The following is a 14,790-nucleotide window of genomic DNA, read 5'->3' as shown; positions in this document are numbered from 1 at the left end:
GTTGGCGTGCCCACCGTACGGGGTGGCGTCCCTGGGGCGGAACCGATTTGACGGGGCGCCAGTCCCGGCGCGGTGCCGTGACGCTAGGGTGAGCCCCGTGACAGGGGTGAACGGGGCACTGATCGGGGGCCGTTACCAGCTCCAGGAGCTGATCGGTCAGGGCGGCATGGGGCGGGTCTGGCGCGGCCGGGACACCACCCTGGGGCGCGACGTCGCCGTGAAGGAGGTGCTGGTCCCGCAGGGCGTCACCGAGGCCGAGCGCGAGCAGCTCGTCCAGCGCGTGCTGCGCGAGGCTCGGGCCGCCGCACGGCTCAACCACCCCGGGATCATCACCGTCCACGACGTGGCCGAGCACGAGGGGGCGCCGGTCATCGTGATGGAGTTCGTCACCGGGATCTCGCTGGGCGCCGCCGTCGCCCGGGACGGCGCGCTGCCGGTGGCGCGGGTCGCGGAGATCGGCGTGGCGATGGTCAAGGCGCTCCGCGAGGCGCACGCGGCGGGCATCGTCCACCGCGACCTCAAGCCGGACAACGTCCTGCTGATGGGCGAGCGGGTGATCCTGACCGACTTCGGCATCGCGCACATGGCGGACGCCACCACGGCGCTCACCCGGACCGGCACGGTGATCGGCACGCCCGCGTACATGGCCCCCGAACAGCTGGAGGGGAGGCCGGCGGCGCCCGCCAACGACCTCTGGTCGCTCGGCGCGACGCTGTACGCGGCGGTCGAGGGCGAGATGCCGTTCAGCGGCGACACCTTCGGGGCGCTGTGCGTGGCCGTGGTGACCAAGGATCCGCGACCGGCGGTCCGCGCGGGCGCGCTGGCGCCGCTGCTGGCCGCGCTGCTGGCCAAGGATCCGGCGCAGCGGGCGTCGGCGGAGCAGGCGCTGGCGGCGCTGGACGCGGTGGCGCGGACGGGTGTCGCGGCGGGGGTCGGCGCGGGGGCGTTCGGCCCGTCGGCGCCGACGGTGCCGGACGTGCCGGGTGGCGGCGGGGCGTGGGTCCCGGCGCAGGGCGGGGCGGGAGTGCCCGTGACGCCGTCGCCGTCGCCGTCGCCATTGCCGCAGACCGCTCCGGTCCCGCCGGTGCCGTCGTTCGCGCCGCCGTCGTTCGCGCCGGTTCCGTCGTCCGGGCCGGCCGGCCACCCCGGGGCGTTTCCCGGGCAGCCGGCCGGTGTGCCGACCACGGTGGCTCCGGTGGGGGCGCCGGCCGTGGCACCGGTCCCCGAGCGGCCGGCGCCGCAGCTGGCGGCTGCCGTGCTGGTGCGCTTCCTCGGGTGCTTCGCACTGATCTGGCTCACCGGCACCGTCCTGCCGTGGAACTACCTGGACCGGGTGCAGGACGAGCTGCTGCCGATCGCCCTCGGCACCACGGCCGTGCTCGCCGTGCTGCACGCGGTGCCCTGGCCGCGCTGGCACCCGATGGCGGTGTGGGCGACGGTGGTCATCGCGGACCTGGGCCTCTGGTTCCTGACCGGCTCGCTGATGGAGGCGTGGCTGGGTGGCTGGGACACGGGCTTCGGCGAAGCTCCGTGGCAGATCGCGGTCAACATGCTGATCCTCGGTACCGGCGCCTGGTTGCTCTGGCTCCTGGTGCCCGGCAGCCGTCGCCCGACGGCTGCGGCTCAGCGGATCTGACGGATCGTCAATTCACTGCGATGCCGGTGCCGATGTGGCGGTGGTGAGCGAACCGCCGTGCCGAGCTGTGGTCTTGTCCGCCGCGCCGGGGTTCAGCGGTGCGGCGTGCTCGGGCGGGGCCGAACCCGCCGGATTCGCGCCGTGGTCCCTCGTTTCGGACGATCTTCGCCCGGTGCCGGTCCGGTCGGCGGAATGCGCTGGACAGCGGCGGCGGGGCGGCCGAAGGTGGGCGGCATGGAGTTCACCCACCTCGGCCGCACCGGCCTGACCGTCTCCCGACTCTGCCTGGGCACCATGAACTTCGGCCCGCACACCGAAGAGTCGGACGCCCACCTGATCATGGACAGCGCCCACGACCGGGGCATCAACTTCTTCGACACCGCCAACGCGTACGGCCGCGACAGCGAGGGCAACCTGAAGGGCCGCACCGAGGAGATCATCGGCAGATGGTTCGCCCAGGGCGGCGGCCGCCGCGAGCGGACCGTGCTCGCCACCAAGGCGTACGCGCCGATGGGCGACTGGCCCAACGAGGGGCGGCTCTCCGCACTCGCCGTCCGGCGGGCCGTGGAAGGGAGCCTGCGCCGCCTCAACACCGACCACATCGACCTCCTCCAGATGCACCACATCGACCGGGACACGCCCTGGGAGGAGATCTGGCAGGCGATGGAGGTCCTGGTCGCCCAGGGCAAGGTCATCTACGTCGGCTCCAGCAATTTCGCCGGCTGGCACGTCGCCCAGGCCCAGGAGGCCGCCCGCGCCCGGCACTTCCTCGGGCTGGTCAGCGAGCAGTCGCTCTACAACCTGATCGACCGCACCGTCGAACTGGAGGTCATCCCCGCGCTCCAGCACTACGGCCTGGGCCTGCTGCCCTGGGGCCCGCTCCGCAGCGGGCTGCTCGGCGGCGTCCTGCGCAAGGAGCGCGAGGGCCTCGCCGTGCGCAGCGTCAGCGGCCACGCCGGCCAGATCCTGGAGGCCAACCGCGAGCGGATCCAGGCCTACGAGGACCTCGCCGACGAACTCGGCCTCGACCCGGCCGTCCTCGGCCTCGCCTGGCTGCTCGGTCGGCCGGCCGTCACCGCGCCGATCGTCGGCCCCCGGACCCTGGCCCACCTCGACACGGCGGAGGCCGCGCTCGACGTCGAGCTCGACCAGAAGACCCTGGACCGGCTGGACGAGCTCTTCCCCGGCCACAAGCCGGCCCCGGAGGACTACGCCTGGTAGGCCCGCCCGACCGGCCGCGGCGGGGCCGGGCCCGCGCGAGGCCCGGCTCCCGCTGGCCCCCGCCCCGCCCGGCGGGGGCCGGGCCCACATGGCGGGCCCCACCCGGCCGGGCCCGCATGGCGGGCGCCCACCTTGCCGGGCCTGCGTGACGGCGCCCGCCCGGCCAGGCTCACCTGGCGGGCGCCCGCCCCGCGGCGCTCGTCAGGAGGCCGACCCGATCTCCACCACCCGCGCCCACTCCGGCGGCAGGTCCGGCCGGTAGTCCGGATCGTCCTCGGCCCAGGACGGGACTCCGGACCGCCGCGGGAACAGGCCGATGACCGTCCGGCACGGCGGCCGGGAGTCCGGCCAGCGGGTCTGGCCGTCGGTCAGCACCACCACGACGTCCGGCCGGGGCCGGAGGCCGAGGGCCCTGGTGAAGCCCGCGCGCAGGTTGGTGCCCCCGCCGCCCACCAGCGGGATCCCCTCCGCACGGCAGAGCGGGTGCACGACCCGGGCCGCCGCGTCGCAGGGCAGCACGGTGACCAGGTCGCGACGGCCGCCCACGGCCCGGGAGATCGCGGCCACCTCCAGCAGCGCGCTGCCCAGTTCGGCGTCGCTGACCGAGCCCGAGGTGTCGACCACCACCGCGACCCGGGGCGGCCTGCGCCGCAGGCTCGGCAGCACGGCCCCGGGCACCGCCGCCGAGCGCCGCGCGGGCCGGCCGTAGCTGTAGTCCTCGCCCGCGCCGGAGCCGGACACCGCCGAGCGGACCGCCGCCCCCAGCAACTCCCGCCACGGCTGCGGCGGGTGGAACACCTCCTCGGCCCAGCGCCGCCACCCCTTCGAGGCCGACCCCGGGCGGCCGGTGATGCCCTGCGCCACCCGGAACCGGACGGCGTCCCGTTCCTGCGCGCTGAGGCCGTGCGCGCCGTCCGGGCCGAGGTCCCACTCCCGGTCCAGCCCGTCGGCGCCGCTGCCGCAGTCCAGCCAGGCCAGCGGCTCGGTGTGGGTCCCGAGCCGGAACCGGCGCAGGTAGTCCTCCATCAGCTCGCCGTCCGGCAGGCCCAACAGCCCTGGTACGGCGGCGTCCTGGGGCGTGACCAGCCCGTCGCCGAACGCGTCGTCGTTGATCTCGAAGTCCGCGGCGATGTTCATCCGGAGCCGTTCCGCCGGGCCGGTCAGCCCGCGCTCGCGGGCCACCCGGTCGCTGCGCCCGTGGTGGTCGCGCAGCAGGTGCGACACCTCGTGCACCCAGACGCCGGCGAGGTCCTCCACCGGCGTCCGCGCGACGAACGCCGGCGAGACGTAGCAACGCCAGTGCCGGTCGACGGCCATCGTCGGGACCCGCCGGGACTCGACGGGGTGCAGGGCGAACAGCGCGGTCGCCAGGTAGGGCCGGGCCCGGGCGGCGTGCAGCCGGGCGGCGAAGAGCTTCTCCCGGTCGGGCGCCCCTGGGCCCGCGGGTGACCCGGCGACGTCGGGGCTGGCCGCCGCGTCCGGGACCACCGCCGCGTCCGGACCGGCCGCCGCCTGCCGGCTCATCGGCCCGCCTTGGCGGCGGCCGCCTCGACCCGGGCCGCCGCCCGGTCCGCGCGCGTGGACAGGGCCACCGCCCCGGCGAGCCGCTCGATCGCCGCCGGGACGTCCCAGTCCTCCCGCCGCAGCGAGGCGAGCGTGGTCGCGGGGACGACCACGAGGTCCGGGGCGCCCGTCTCCAGCGCCCGGACCAGCAGCGCCCAGGCCGCGTCCCACCGGGCCCGCTCCGGGCGTTCGCGGACCGCGGCCACCACACCGTCGAGCACGGCCTGCCGCAGGTCCCCGCGCTCGGGCAGGTCGGCGGCCGCCGGGTCGGCGAGCAGCGCCTCGGGGTCGGGCAGGTCCATCCGGTCCAGGCTCGCCAGCAGTTCCAGCCCCGGGCCGTCCCCGACGGTGCCCCGGACCAGCAGGGAGAGGACCTCCCGGGAGGAGCCGGCCGCGGTCGCGAAGGCGATCAGGGAGAGCGTCATGTCCCAGCTCCGCGGCGACGGCCAGGCGCCGCCCCGGCGGCTCTCGTTGCCGGGCATCCGGTGCACCAGCGCGGGGCGGGCGGTGAGCAGCCCGCACACCGCCCGGCGGGCGAAGGCCACCGCCTCCGGCAGCCGCTCCGGGTCCAGCCGGGGCAGCGTGGCCCGGGGCCAGGTACCGCCGAGGCCGCGCACCACGACCTCGTGGTCGTGCGTCCACTGCAGGTGGACGAACCGGTTGGCCAGCGGCGGGCTCAGCTCCCAGCCGTCCGCCGCCGAAGCGCGCGGGTTGGCGGCGGCCACGATCCGGACTCCGGGCGGCAGTCGCAGGGAGCCGATCCGCCGCTCCAGGACGAGGCGGAGCAGCGCGGCCTGCACGGCCGGCGGGGCGGTGGACAACTCGTCCAGGAACAGCAGCCCCCGGCCGGCCCGGACCAGCCGGACCGCCCAGTCCGGCGGGGCCATCGGGACGCCCTGTTCGGCCGGATCGTCGCCGAGGACCGGCAGCCCCGAGAAGTCGGACGGCTCGTGCACGCTGGCGATCACCGTGGTGAGCGGGAGGTCCAGGGAGGCGGCGAGCTGGGTGAGCGCCGCGGTCTTGCCGATGCCGGGTTCGCCCCAGAGCAGGACCGGCAGGTCGGCGGCCACGGCGAGGGTCAGGGCCTCCAGTTGGAGGTCGGCGCGCGGCTCGGTGGCGGTGTCGCGCAGCAGGTCCAGCAGGGCTCCGGCGACGTCGAGTTGGGCGGGCGCGGGCGCTGTGACGGGCGCGGGCGCGGGCGCGGGCGCGGTGACGGGCGTCGGCGCGGTGGTGGGCAGGGTGGTCGTGGGCATGGGTGATCACCTTTGGGTTCGTGGAGCGGGCATGACGGTGCGGCGCGCCGTGCGCGGGTGCGCCGGCGCGGGCGCGGAGGGTCAGCGGAAGGTGGCGTGGCGCCGACGGGACCGGCCGCGGGCGCGGGCCCAGAGCACCGGCGGCCGCGGGACCGGGCCGGGGACGGAGCCGGGATCGATCAGGCCGGCCCGGAACAGCCCGTGCACGATCCGCCGCTCCGCGGCCACCCGCAGCTCGTCCTGCAGGGCGCCGCCGCGCAGCACCGCGTCCGGGCCGAGCAGGCCCTCGACGACGGCGAGCGCACCGGCGGTGTCGCCGTGGTCGAGGCGTTCGCGGACCCCGCTGAGGCATTCCGGCCGGCGGTGCGCCTGGTCGACGGCCTGGAGACAGGGCAGCGGCGTGCCGCCCAGGGCGGCCAGCAGCTCCTCGCGGCGGAGCTCGGGCGGATCGTGGTCCAGTGGCGCCAGGACGCCGTCGACCAGCCCGATCCGGTGCCGGGCGCCCCGGCAGTCCACGAACCGCGGTTGTCCGGCGGCGTCCGGAACGGGGACCGCGGACGGGCCGGCCGGCGGGTGGTCCGGCGCCAGGGCCGCGGCGACCAGCGGGTGCAGCCGCCCGGCCTCGATCGCGCCGGTGCGGAGCAGTTCGAGGTCGGGCAGCACCCAGGTCGCCGCGTCGGGGAGGACCGGCAGCGCGGCGGCCTCGGCCGGCGCCCTGCGCAGGCCGGGCAGCCCGTCGGCGCCGCCGTCAAGGCCGCCGTCCGGACTCCCGTCCGCGTCGGGGCCCACGTCCGGGTCCAGCACCAGCCACTGCCGGCCGCCCAGCCGGACGGCGACGGGACCGGAGGGCCGGCCCTCGGCCCGGAGCAGGATGCGCGCCTCGGCCGCCCACCGGCCGACGGCCCAGGGCCCCCGCTGCGCCAGCGTCCCGAGGGCGCCCGGAGCGTCCGCCGAGGCTCCACCGGCGGGCAGTCGGTCCGCCCCGGAGCGGACCCGCAGCTCGCCGGAGCGGTGCGCGTCCCACAGGTGGCGGTGCAGGTCGAGGCGGAACCGCCGGTGGGGGCGGGGGTGCGGGTGGTGGCGGGTGCCCGGGTCGCCGCGGGAACCGTCCCACAGCGCGAGGCTGACCCGCTGGCCGGCGTCCGCCCAGGCCGGCGGCGTCCGGGCCACCAGGTGCAGCGGGCCTGCCCGGTCGCCCGCGCCGGTGTCGTAGCGCGCGAGCGTGACGGTCAGGCCCGGGCGCAGCAGCCCGTCGGGGGCGATCCTCGGCAGGTGCCAGCGCAGCAGGTCGGGAGCCAGCCGGCGCAGATCGGCCCGGACCCGCGCGGCGAGGTCGCGGCCCCGGGTGCGCGCCACGGCACGCGGATCGAGGTCGACGTCGAAGCCCGCGGCGGCGCACGCCCCCGCCCAGTCCCCGACGGTTCGGCGGGCGGTCGCGGTTTCGATCATGGAGGGCGGCACGGCGAACTCGCGCACGCGCAGCCAGAAGGACAGTCGGGAATCCCCGTTCGCGGTGTGAGTGGGCATCAGCACTCACCTTGCGCGGAACGGGCCCCCAATCGTGAGAGGGAGTGAGTCGTCATCGCGGGCGAGCGTAGCGGCGGTGATGGTGATCCGCCAGGGGTTTTCTCCCGCCCCGCCGCCGGCGGCACGGCGCGATGGCGGCCGGCGTCGCGGCCGTGCCGCCCCACGTCGTTGATTCCGCCCGTGCACCGACGTTCCGCGCGGCCCGGCCCTGCGAAGCGCGTCGCGTGACGGGTGCCGTCCCGGCGCGCTGTGGTAGCACTTGCTGACATGACGGAGAGGCCTGCCCGGAGGGGCAGTTATCACCACGGTTCGCTCCCCGAGGCGCTGGTCACGGCGGCGCTCCAGGTACTGGACGAGGCCGGGCCGGACGCGGTCGGCATGCGGGAGGTGGCCCGGCGGGCGGGGGTGTCGGCCGGGGCGCCGTTCCGGCACTTCGCCGACCGGCAGGCCCTGTTGACGGCCCTGGCGGACCGGGTGCTGGCCGACTTCGCGCGGTGGCAGGTGGCCTCGGCCGAGCGGGGCGAGGGTTCGGCGATGCGGGCGATCGGGCTGGGGGTGGTGCGGTACGTGCTGCGCCACCCGCACCGGTTCGAGCTGCTCCGGTCGCGGGTGTTCCCGTCGTCCTGGCAGCCGGAGTGGCAGGAGCGGCTGTCCGGGATCGACGAGGCGCTCACCTGTGTCATCGTCGCCGACCAGGAGGCGGGCCTGCTGAAGCCCGGGGATCCGGCGTTGGTCGGGCTGGCCGGGCAGGCGCTGGTGTACGGGCTCGCGCAGATGATCGTCGACGGGTACCTGCCGCCGGAGAAGGCGGAGGAGCTGGCCGGGCAGGTGCTGGACACCTTCGGTCAGGGGATCGCCAACCGCCCTTAGCCGATGGGTACTTGGGCTTGCGCGAAGCCTTGACCGGACTGTCGGCCGTTGATGTAATCACCGATTACATAGGGGCGAGGGGACAGGTGGAGGCCGACGTGTCAGCGAAACCGATTCCGGGCCGCACCACCGCGGCCGCCACCGGCGACACCGTGGTGCTGCTGATCGGGATGCGCATCAACCGCTTCTGGGCCGCGCACCACTGGGCGCCGGTGATGGCCGCGATGTTCCGGATGCTGCACGAGCTGGCCAAGGACCCGTCCCGCGGGCTGCGCGGACGCATCCTGCTGACCGCCTCGCCGCGCACCTACTACGTGGTCCAGTACTGGGAGTCCAAGGAGAAGCTCTACCGGTACGCCGCCGCGCCGGACGCCTTCCACCGCAAGGCCTGGGGCATCGTCAACCGCAAGCTGAAGGCCGGGAAGACCCGGCAGCACGTCGGGCTCTGGCACGAGACGTACGTCGTGCCGGAGGGCTCCTACGAGGCGATCTACTTCGACATGCCGCCGTTCGGCCTCGCCGCGGCCACCGGCTCGCTGCCGATCGAGCGCCGCGGGCGCCGGGCGGCGGACCGGTTCGCCTACCGATCGAAGGCGGCTGCCGCTCCTGACGCTCCCGGCGCTCCTGCCGAGGCGGCGGAGACGGCGGAACCGGGACGGACGGCGTAGGAGGCGCGGGGGCCGGTGGAAGAGGTGCGTTAGAGCAGGCCGCCCATGTGGTCGTCGTCGGCGAGGAGTTGCCAGGAGTGGTCCGGGCCGGCGAACGCCTCCGGGTCGAGCGCCGCGAGCACGCCCACGGCCACGCCGTCGAGGAGTGACGACGGGTCGAACACGTGCCAGACGTCCTTGGCCCGGCCGTGGTCCCACCACCGCCGTTCGGCGCGCAGCCGCTCGCACGTCCAGACGGCGTAGACGAGGGCGGAGACGTCCCGGTTGAGGTAGGCCTCGGGCATGCCCGGGTCGTTCCAGGCCGGGAGCTCCAGCCGGCCGGTGGCGCCGTCGAGGGCTATCTCCAGGTCGTGCGGCCAGCCGGCCAGGGCGAAGTGGTGGCGCTGGTGGTCGCGCTCCCACTTCTGCGGATCGGGAGCGGGACCGTCGGCGGGGGCGAAGTAGTCGGGGTAGGCCTCGGCCATGGTGATCAGCGGCCCGTCCGCGTGGACGCCCAGCATGGCACCGCCGAGCGGCAGGCCGACCTCCGTCAGCAGCCGGCGGGTCGGCGCGTGGGTGAGCCCGTCCGGCAGCTCCTCCGGACGGTAGCGGCGGACCCGACCGTCGGCGGCGAGCGCGGCGAGGTCCGCCACCAGCTCCGGCCCGACCTGGTACGCGAGCCCGCCCGGCTCGCCGGGCAGCGCGCCCCAGGCGAGCGAGCGGACCAGCAGCGCCGTCTCCCAGTGCGGGGGGACGGCGTCGCCGTACCCCTCGAACAGCGCCGGGTCGATCGCGCGCAGCCGCGCCCGGACCAGCCCGACCACCTCCGCGACGATCGCCGGTCCGCGTGCCCCCTCGATCGCGTCCGGCTCCTCGGCCGCCAGGGCCACCACGTCGACCTCGCGCATCAGCTCGACCAGGGCGGGCAGCCCGGTGGCGAGCAGGTCCCGGCGGAGCGCCCCGCGGCGGCGGGAGGCGAGGAAGACCTCGCCGGTCAGGCCGTCGAGGACCACGGCGTCGCCCTCGATGGCGGTGTGGGCGGTGTAGGTGGTCTCGCCGAGGACGAAGAGCCGCTCCCCGTCGCCATCGTCCTCGGAGGTGAAGGGCTCCAGTACGGGCGCGCCGAGGGCGTAGAAGTCCAGGAAGGCCACGGCTTCGGGGAGACCCTCGTGGATCAGGAACTCCCGGCTGGGCCCGTGCGACAGCCCTGCGGGCAACTGCTCGGGCGTGAGTTGCAGGCGCGCGTCCCAGTCCTGCTCGATGCCCATGCCCGCCCCCGTGTCGACGTCCTTGATCTTGGTGACCCGGACCGACCATAGCGGGCGGGTCCGACAGCCCGACGGCGGGGGGCGGGGGTGGGGATGAGGGGCGCCGCTCGTCGGCGGGGACGGGGGTGCGGGGCTGGGGAGGGGGGTGGAGGGCGGTGGGGGCGCGGGTGGGCCCGACAGCCCGACGGCGGGGGGCGGGGGTGGGGTCGCTCGTCGGCGGGGACGGGGGGTGCGGCGGCGCGGGCGGTGGGGCGCGGGCTGGTCCGACATCCGGCGGCGGGGGGCGGGGGCGACGCCGGAGGGGGACCGGGCCGGGGAAGTGGCGCGGGGACAGGAGTGTCGTGGGACGGCTGTGGCCCGCGGGCGTGAGAGCGTCGGGGGATGGGGACGGTGGAGGAGCAGGAGAGCGGCGGCGGGGCGGCCGTGGTGCACGAGGTGCCGTACTACGCGCAGTGGGAGTCGCCCGGGCTGGTCCGGGAGATCGTGGGCGGCGCGGTGAGCGCGGCGGACGACCCGCGCTGGAGCGAGTCGGGGGCGACCACGCCGGAGGAGTACGAGTACTGGTCGTGGCGGCTGTGCGGGGTGGCGTGCCTGCGGATGGCGCTGGACCACTGGTGGGGCGTGGCGCCGACCGCGATGCAGCTGGCCGGGGAGTGCCTGGAGGCCGGTGCGTACGAACGGGACGGCGAGCGGTTGCGCGGCCTGATCCACACGCCGTTCGCCGGGTACGTCCGTGAGCGGTGGGGGCTGGCCGCCCGGGCCCGCGAGTTGACGCCCGGGGAGGTGGCGGCGGAGCTGGCCGGCGGGCGGCTGGCGATGCTGTCGGTGCACCCGGCGATCCGCCACCCGGAGGGGCCCGACCCCCAGCGGCGCGGCGGGCACCTGGTGCTGGCCGTGGGCACCACGGGCACGGCGCTGGTGATCCACAACCCGTCCGGCTTCGCGGGCGAGTCGCAGGCCTACGCGCACGTGCCGTGGGGGCGGTTCGAACGGTTCTACGCCGGCCGGGGGATCGTGCTCGGGCCGCCCGGGAGCGGCGGCACCGTCCCCGGCGGTGCGTGACCCCGGCCCGTCGCCCGCCCGACCGTCGTCCGACCGACGCCCGCCCGTCGCGCGGTCGGGCGGGCGGCGGCGTGGTGGGACGACGGCGCGGTCGGACGGCGGCGAGGGTCAGGCGGTGGTGGCGGGCAGTCCGATCGGGTTGATCGGGGGCAGCGCGCCGCGACAGAGCGCCGAGATCGGCTTCAGCGCGGCGGCGAGCCGGTCGAGTTCGGCGCGCGGGTGGTTCTCCCAGACGCGGGCCGCGGCCAGGTCGGTGGCGGCCTCCAGGGCTTGGTGACGCAGCCGTCCGCTCTCGGTGATCGTGCCGCGCTCGGTCAGCCAACCGCGTTCCGCCAGGCGGGCGGTGGCCGCGTCCCACTCGTCGTCGGTCCAGCCGCGGAAGGGCTGCAGCGCCTCGCGGCGGACGTCCAGCGCGCAGCGCACCACCAGCGCCTCGCAGCCGTCCAGGCCGGCCGCGACCAGCGCGGCGACGTGGCCGTCGCCCCGGTGCTCGCGCATCACGGTGGCGGCCTGCCAGAGCCGCCCGTACGGGTCGGTCGGGCGGGGGAGCGCGGCGTTGGCGGCGGCCAGCACCCGGCCGGCGCAGTCCAGCCGGGTGACGGCCTGTTCCAGCAGGTCGGCGACCAGCTCGACCCGCTCCGGCCCGACGTGCTCCAGCAGCCGGGCGAGGGCCGCCGAGGCGCCGTCGACCCGGGCGGCCAGCGCGGTCTCCGGGGCCGCGAGCTTCCACAGCTCCGGCAGCGCGCGCTCGACCATGGCGGGGGCGAAGTTGAAGAACGCGGCGATCACCGGTGGCGCGTCCACCGCGCCCAGCGGCGCGGACCGGCCGCCGAAGTAGCCGCGCCAGGTGCCGCGCAGTCCGGCGGCCTCGAAGGCGGCGCGGCCCTCGGGGGAGAAGTAGGTGACGGCGTGCACCGGCTCGAAGAGCCACCACAGGGCGCGGGCGGGATGGACCAGTTCGGTCAACGGAGGGCCTTCCTCGGGCGGGCACGGAGTGCGGGGAGTGCGGGGAGCGACGCGTGGTGCGGAGCTCGGAGCTGCGGAGGTGCGGTGCGGGTTGTGTGGCGCCGGGTGTGGGTGGTGCGTGTGCGCGGAGCGGGCGGTGCGGACGGCGTCCCGCGCACCGGCGGCCGACGACCGGCCGACGACGCGGCGACGACGGGCCGACACCGGCGCCGCACAGGGCTGATGACCACGGCGGCGGTCCCGGTAACCCCGCCCGGGGTGTGATGAGGGTCACGGGGAGGTCGCGCGGTCCGGGCCCCGCCGGGTTTCGGCCCGGCCCGTTCCCCGCGAGATGATGGGGCGAGGTGCCCCCTCCCGGCACCGGAACCCTCGTTCGAAGGCATCGGTAATGGCGCAGATCAACCCCAGCATCCTGTCCGCGGACTTCGCCCGGCTCGCCGACGAGGCCGAGGCCGTCAGGGGCTCGGACTGGCTGCACGTCGACGTGATGGACAACCACTTCGTGCCCAACCTGACGCTGGGGATCCCGGTCGTGGAGTCGCTGGCCCGCGCCACCGACATCCCGCTCGACTGCCACCTGATGATCGAGGACCCGGACCGCTGGGCTCCCCAGTACGTCGAGGCCGGTGCCGGCTCCGTCACCTTCCACGTCGAGGCCGCCGCCGCGCCCGTCCGGCTCGCCCGCGAGATCCGGGCCAAGGGTGCCCGCGCGTCCATGGCGCTCAAGCCGGGCACGCCGATCGAGCCGTACGAGGACCTGCTGCCCGAGCTGGACATGCTGCTGATCATGACGGTCGAGCCGGGCTTCGGCGGCCAGGCCTTCCTCGACATCATGCTGCCGAAGATCCGCCGCACCCGGGAGCTGATCGACAAGCACGGGCTGGAGCTGTGGCTGCAGGTCGACGGCGGCGTCGCGGCGAGCACCATCGAGCGCTGCGCCGAGGCCGGCGCGGACGTCTTCGTGGCCGGTTCGGCCGTGTACGGGGCGGAGGACCCGGGCGAGGCGGTCGCCAAGCTGCGCGCGCTCGCCGACGCGGCGACGGCGGACGCCTGGTGGGCCTGCCGGCACTGATCGCGTTCGGGGACGGCCGCCGCGGAAGGGGCGGCGGCCGCGTACGGCTACGGCTGCGCACGGGAGCGCCCGCGTACGGGAGCGCCCGCGAGGGGGACGGCTGCTCACGGGGACGGCCGACCGGGGTTGAGCGCGCCCGGTGATGACCGGTCGTGATCGGTTGCCGATCGGCTGTGACGGGTGCGGTGCGAAGTGGCGAGCGGTTTCGACGTACAGTGCTCGCTGACTTTCGGAGGGGAGAAGCGTGGACCTGGACCACCAGGGGAGTGGCTATACCGGAGCCGGCGCCGGCCCGCGCGCGGTGGTGGTGCCGCCACCGCCCGCGGCGCCGCCGCTGCCCTCGGCCCCGCCACCGCCCGCGACGCCGCCGGTGATCGGCGCGGCCGCGCCCGGGCCGGCACTGTCCGGGCTGCTCGGGCGGCGCGGCCTGCTGAAGGCCGGTCTCGGGCTCGGCGGGCTCACCGCCGTCGGCATCGGCGCGGCGGTCGCCCTGCGCGGCGGCTCGCCGGACCCGGCCACCCCGGCCGGCCCCGGCGCAACCACCGCGCCGCCCTCGCCCGCCCCCTCCGCTACGCCGTCGGCGAGCCCCTCCGCCGCCGTCGTCCCCTCGCTCCGCAACGAGGAGCAGCACTCGGCGGCCCGCGGCGGCGTCGCCGTCAAGATGATCACGATCATCCCGGAGGGCATCGCCCGGCCGGCCGACCTGCCGGTCTGTGTCGCCCTGCACGGCCGCGGCGCCACCGCCCAGGCCTGGACCGACCTCGGCCTGCCGCAGGTCCTGGTCTCCGCCATCGCGGCCGGCGTCCCCCCGTTCGCGGTGGTCGCCGTCGACGGCGGCGACGCGACGTACTGGCGGCGCACGCCGTCCGGCGACGACCCGCAGAAGATGCTGCTGGAGGAGCTGCCCGGCTGGCTCGCCAAGCAGGGCCTGCGCGCGCCCGACGCCGCGATGGGCATCTCGATGGGCGGCTTCGGCTCGCTCCGCTACGCCCGCAACCGCGGCGCGGCCTTCGGCCCGGTGGCCGCCCTCAGCCCGGCACTGTTCCGCAGCTGGGGGGACGCCAAGGCGGTCGGCGTCTTCAAGGACGAGGCCGACTGGCGCGAACACGAGCCGCTGCTCCACCAGGACCAGCCGCACGGCCGCCCCACCGGCGTCTGGTGCGGCACCGAGGACCCGTTCTGCGACGCCGCCCGCAAGCTGGCCGGCGACACCGTCCAGGCCCGCTTCACCCCGGGCGCGCACGACGCCGCGTACTGGAAGAAGGTCCTGCCGGACGCGGTCTCCTTCCTCGGCCACGCCCTGGCCAACCGCGGCACGGGCTGACCGCGGCGGCCCGGGGCGGCCCTCGGCCCCCCCGGGCGCGCCCGCTGCGGTGGAGGAACGCGCCGGGGTGGTGGATGATCGTGACCGACGGCCCTCCCGCCGGTCACGACGACCCCCGCCGTCGTGACCGACGCCCCCGGCCCCGACCGTACGGTGGTGGATCCGCGCCATGAGCAACCTCGATCTCAAGCCCGCACCGACCCGCTGCGGCGGCGAGGCCGGCACCGGCCCGGTCCACGAACTGCTGACGCCCCGTCAGGTCAAGCTCGGCGAGAGCACGGTGGTGCGCCGCCTGTTGCCGAACCTGGGGCGTCGGATGGTGGGGGCGTGGTGCTTCGTGGACCACTACGGTCCGGACGACATCGCGGACGAGCCGGGCAT

At 76.4% G+C, this 14,790-nt stretch carries 12 protein-coding genes and 1 pseudogene; 8 read left to right on the top strand and 5 right to left on the bottom strand.

Features of this window, described 5'->3' with window-relative positions; genetic code table 11:
• Window positions 1-97 precede the first annotated feature (97 nt).
• Both ACFVHB_RS12525 and ACFVHB_RS12520 read left to right on the top strand, forming a co-directional pair.
• A complete protein-coding gene (locus ACFVHB_RS12525) occupies window positions 98-1,636 on the top strand; it encodes a protein kinase (protein ID WP_380319390.1) in 1,539 nt (512 codons plus the stop codon).
• 234 nt (window positions 1,637-1,870) lie between these two features.
• Complete coding sequence (locus ACFVHB_RS12520; RefSeq protein WP_380319387.1) at window positions 1,871-2,857, top strand: aldo/keto reductase; 987 nt, start codon at window positions 1,871-1,873, stop codon at window positions 2,855-2,857.
• Window positions 2,858-3,058: 201 nt separating this feature from the next.
• On the opposite strand, the gene ACFVHB_RS12515 is transcribed toward ACFVHB_RS12520, so the two are convergent.
• The 3 genes from ACFVHB_RS12515 to ACFVHB_RS12505 form a co-directional block, all read right to left on the bottom strand.
• Window positions 3,059-4,381 (bottom strand): VWA-like domain-containing protein, encoded by a 1,323-nt coding sequence (locus ACFVHB_RS12515; RefSeq protein WP_380319384.1) that lies wholly within the window; start codon window positions 4,379-4,381, stop codon window positions 3,059-3,061.
• Complete coding sequence (locus ACFVHB_RS12510; RefSeq protein ID WP_380319381.1) at window positions 4,378-5,673, bottom strand: AAA family ATPase; 1,296 nt, start codon at window positions 5,671-5,673, stop codon at window positions 4,378-4,380. The genes ACFVHB_RS12515 and ACFVHB_RS12510 overlap by 4 nt, the downstream gene beginning before the upstream one ends.
• Before the next feature lie 81 nt (window positions 5,674-5,754).
• A complete protein-coding gene (locus ACFVHB_RS12505) occupies window positions 5,755-7,200 on the bottom strand; it encodes a hypothetical protein (RefSeq protein WP_380319378.1) in 1,446 nt (481 codons plus the stop codon).
• 267 nt (window positions 7,201-7,467) lie between these two features.
• On the opposite strand from ACFVHB_RS12505, the gene ACFVHB_RS12500 reads away from it, so the two are divergent.
• Window positions 7,468-8,070: a TetR/AcrR family transcriptional regulator gene (locus ACFVHB_RS12500; protein ID WP_380319375.1), complete on the top strand. Its 603-nt coding sequence runs from the start codon at window positions 7,468-7,470 to the stop codon at window positions 8,068-8,070.
• A gap of 98 nt (window positions 8,071-8,168) precedes the next feature.
• A complete protein-coding gene (locus ACFVHB_RS12495; protein ID WP_380319372.1) occupies window positions 8,169-8,738 on the top strand; it encodes a DUF4188 domain-containing protein in 570 nt (189 codons plus the stop codon).
• A 29-nt stretch (window positions 8,739-8,767) separates the two neighbouring features.
• On the opposite strand, the gene ACFVHB_RS12490 is transcribed toward ACFVHB_RS12495, so the two are convergent.
• Complete coding sequence (locus tag ACFVHB_RS12490) at window positions 8,768-9,985, bottom strand: SUKH-4 family immunity protein (RefSeq protein WP_380319369.1); 1,218 nt, start codon at window positions 9,983-9,985, stop codon at window positions 8,768-8,770.
• A gap of 381 nt (window positions 9,986-10,366) precedes the next feature.
• On the opposite strand from ACFVHB_RS12490, the gene ACFVHB_RS12485 reads away from it, so the two are divergent.
• Window positions 10,367-11,047 carry a C39 family peptidase gene (locus tag ACFVHB_RS12485; RefSeq protein ID WP_380319366.1) on the top strand — a complete coding sequence of 227 codons (681 nt, stop codon included), beginning with the start codon at window positions 10,367-10,369 and terminating at the stop codon, window positions 11,045-11,047.
• Window positions 11,048-11,155: 108 nt separating this feature from the next.
• On the opposite strand, the gene ACFVHB_RS12480 is transcribed toward ACFVHB_RS12485, so the two are convergent.
• Entirely contained in the window at window positions 11,156-12,013 is an 858-nt protein-coding gene (locus ACFVHB_RS12480) for a hypothetical protein (RefSeq protein WP_380319363.1), read from the bottom strand.
• Window positions 12,014-12,401: 388 nt separating this feature from the next.
• On the opposite strand from ACFVHB_RS12480, the gene rpe reads away from it, so the two are divergent.
• The 3 genes and pseudogenes from rpe to ACFVHB_RS12465 form a co-directional block, all read left to right on the top strand.
• Window positions 12,402-13,085, top strand: coding sequence for a ribulose-phosphate 3-epimerase (gene rpe, locus ACFVHB_RS12475; protein WP_380319360.1), 684 nt, complete (start codon window positions 12,402-12,404; stop codon window positions 13,083-13,085).
• A 244-nt stretch (window positions 13,086-13,329) separates the two neighbouring features.
• Window positions 13,330-14,409, top strand: coding sequence for an alpha/beta hydrolase (locus ACFVHB_RS12470; RefSeq protein WP_380319357.1), 1,080 nt, complete (start codon window positions 13,330-13,332; stop codon window positions 14,407-14,409).
• Between the two features lie 169 nt (window positions 14,410-14,578).
• A pseudogene (locus ACFVHB_RS12465) lies at window positions 14,579-14,790 on the top strand (pirin family protein); the annotation flags it as partial.

It is taken from the genome of Kitasatospora sp. NPDC127111 (genome assembly GCF_042677465.1).
Taxonomy (GTDB): Bacteria; Actinomycetota; Actinomycetes; order Streptomycetales; family Streptomycetaceae; genus Kitasatospora.
Note: the sequence above shows the minus strand (reverse complement) of the source record. Positions and strands in the feature narration are given on the sequence as shown.

Excerpts from the sequence above, each read along its gene's own strand:
- ACFVHB_RS12520 (WP_380319387.1), top strand. The coding sequence starts at position 1,871 with ATGGAGTTCACCCACCTCGGCCGCACCGGCCTGACCGTCTCCCGACTC.
- ACFVHB_RS12515 (WP_380319384.1), bottom strand. The coding sequence starts at position 4,381 with ATGAGCCGGCAGGCGGCGGCCGGTCCGGACGCGGCGGTGGTCCCGGAC.
- ACFVHB_RS12510 (WP_380319381.1), bottom strand. The coding sequence starts at position 5,673 with ATGCCCACGACCACCCTGCCCACCACCGCGCCGACGCCCGTCACCGCG.
- ACFVHB_RS12505 (WP_380319378.1), bottom strand. The coding sequence starts at position 7,200 with ATGCCCACTCACACCGCGAACGGGGATTCCCGACTGTCCTTCTGGCTG.
- ACFVHB_RS12500 (WP_380319375.1), top strand. The coding sequence starts at position 7,468 with ATGACGGAGAGGCCTGCCCGGAGGGGCAGTTATCACCACGGTTCGCTC.
- ACFVHB_RS12490 (WP_380319369.1), bottom strand. The coding sequence starts at position 9,985 with ATGGGCATCGAGCAGGACTGGGACGCGCGCCTGCAACTCACGCCCGAG.
- ACFVHB_RS12485 (WP_380319366.1), top strand. The coding sequence starts at position 10,367 with ATGGGGACGGTGGAGGAGCAGGAGAGCGGCGGCGGGGCGGCCGTGGTG.
- rpe (WP_380319360.1), top strand. The coding sequence starts at position 12,402 with ATGGCGCAGATCAACCCCAGCATCCTGTCCGCGGACTTCGCCCGGCTC.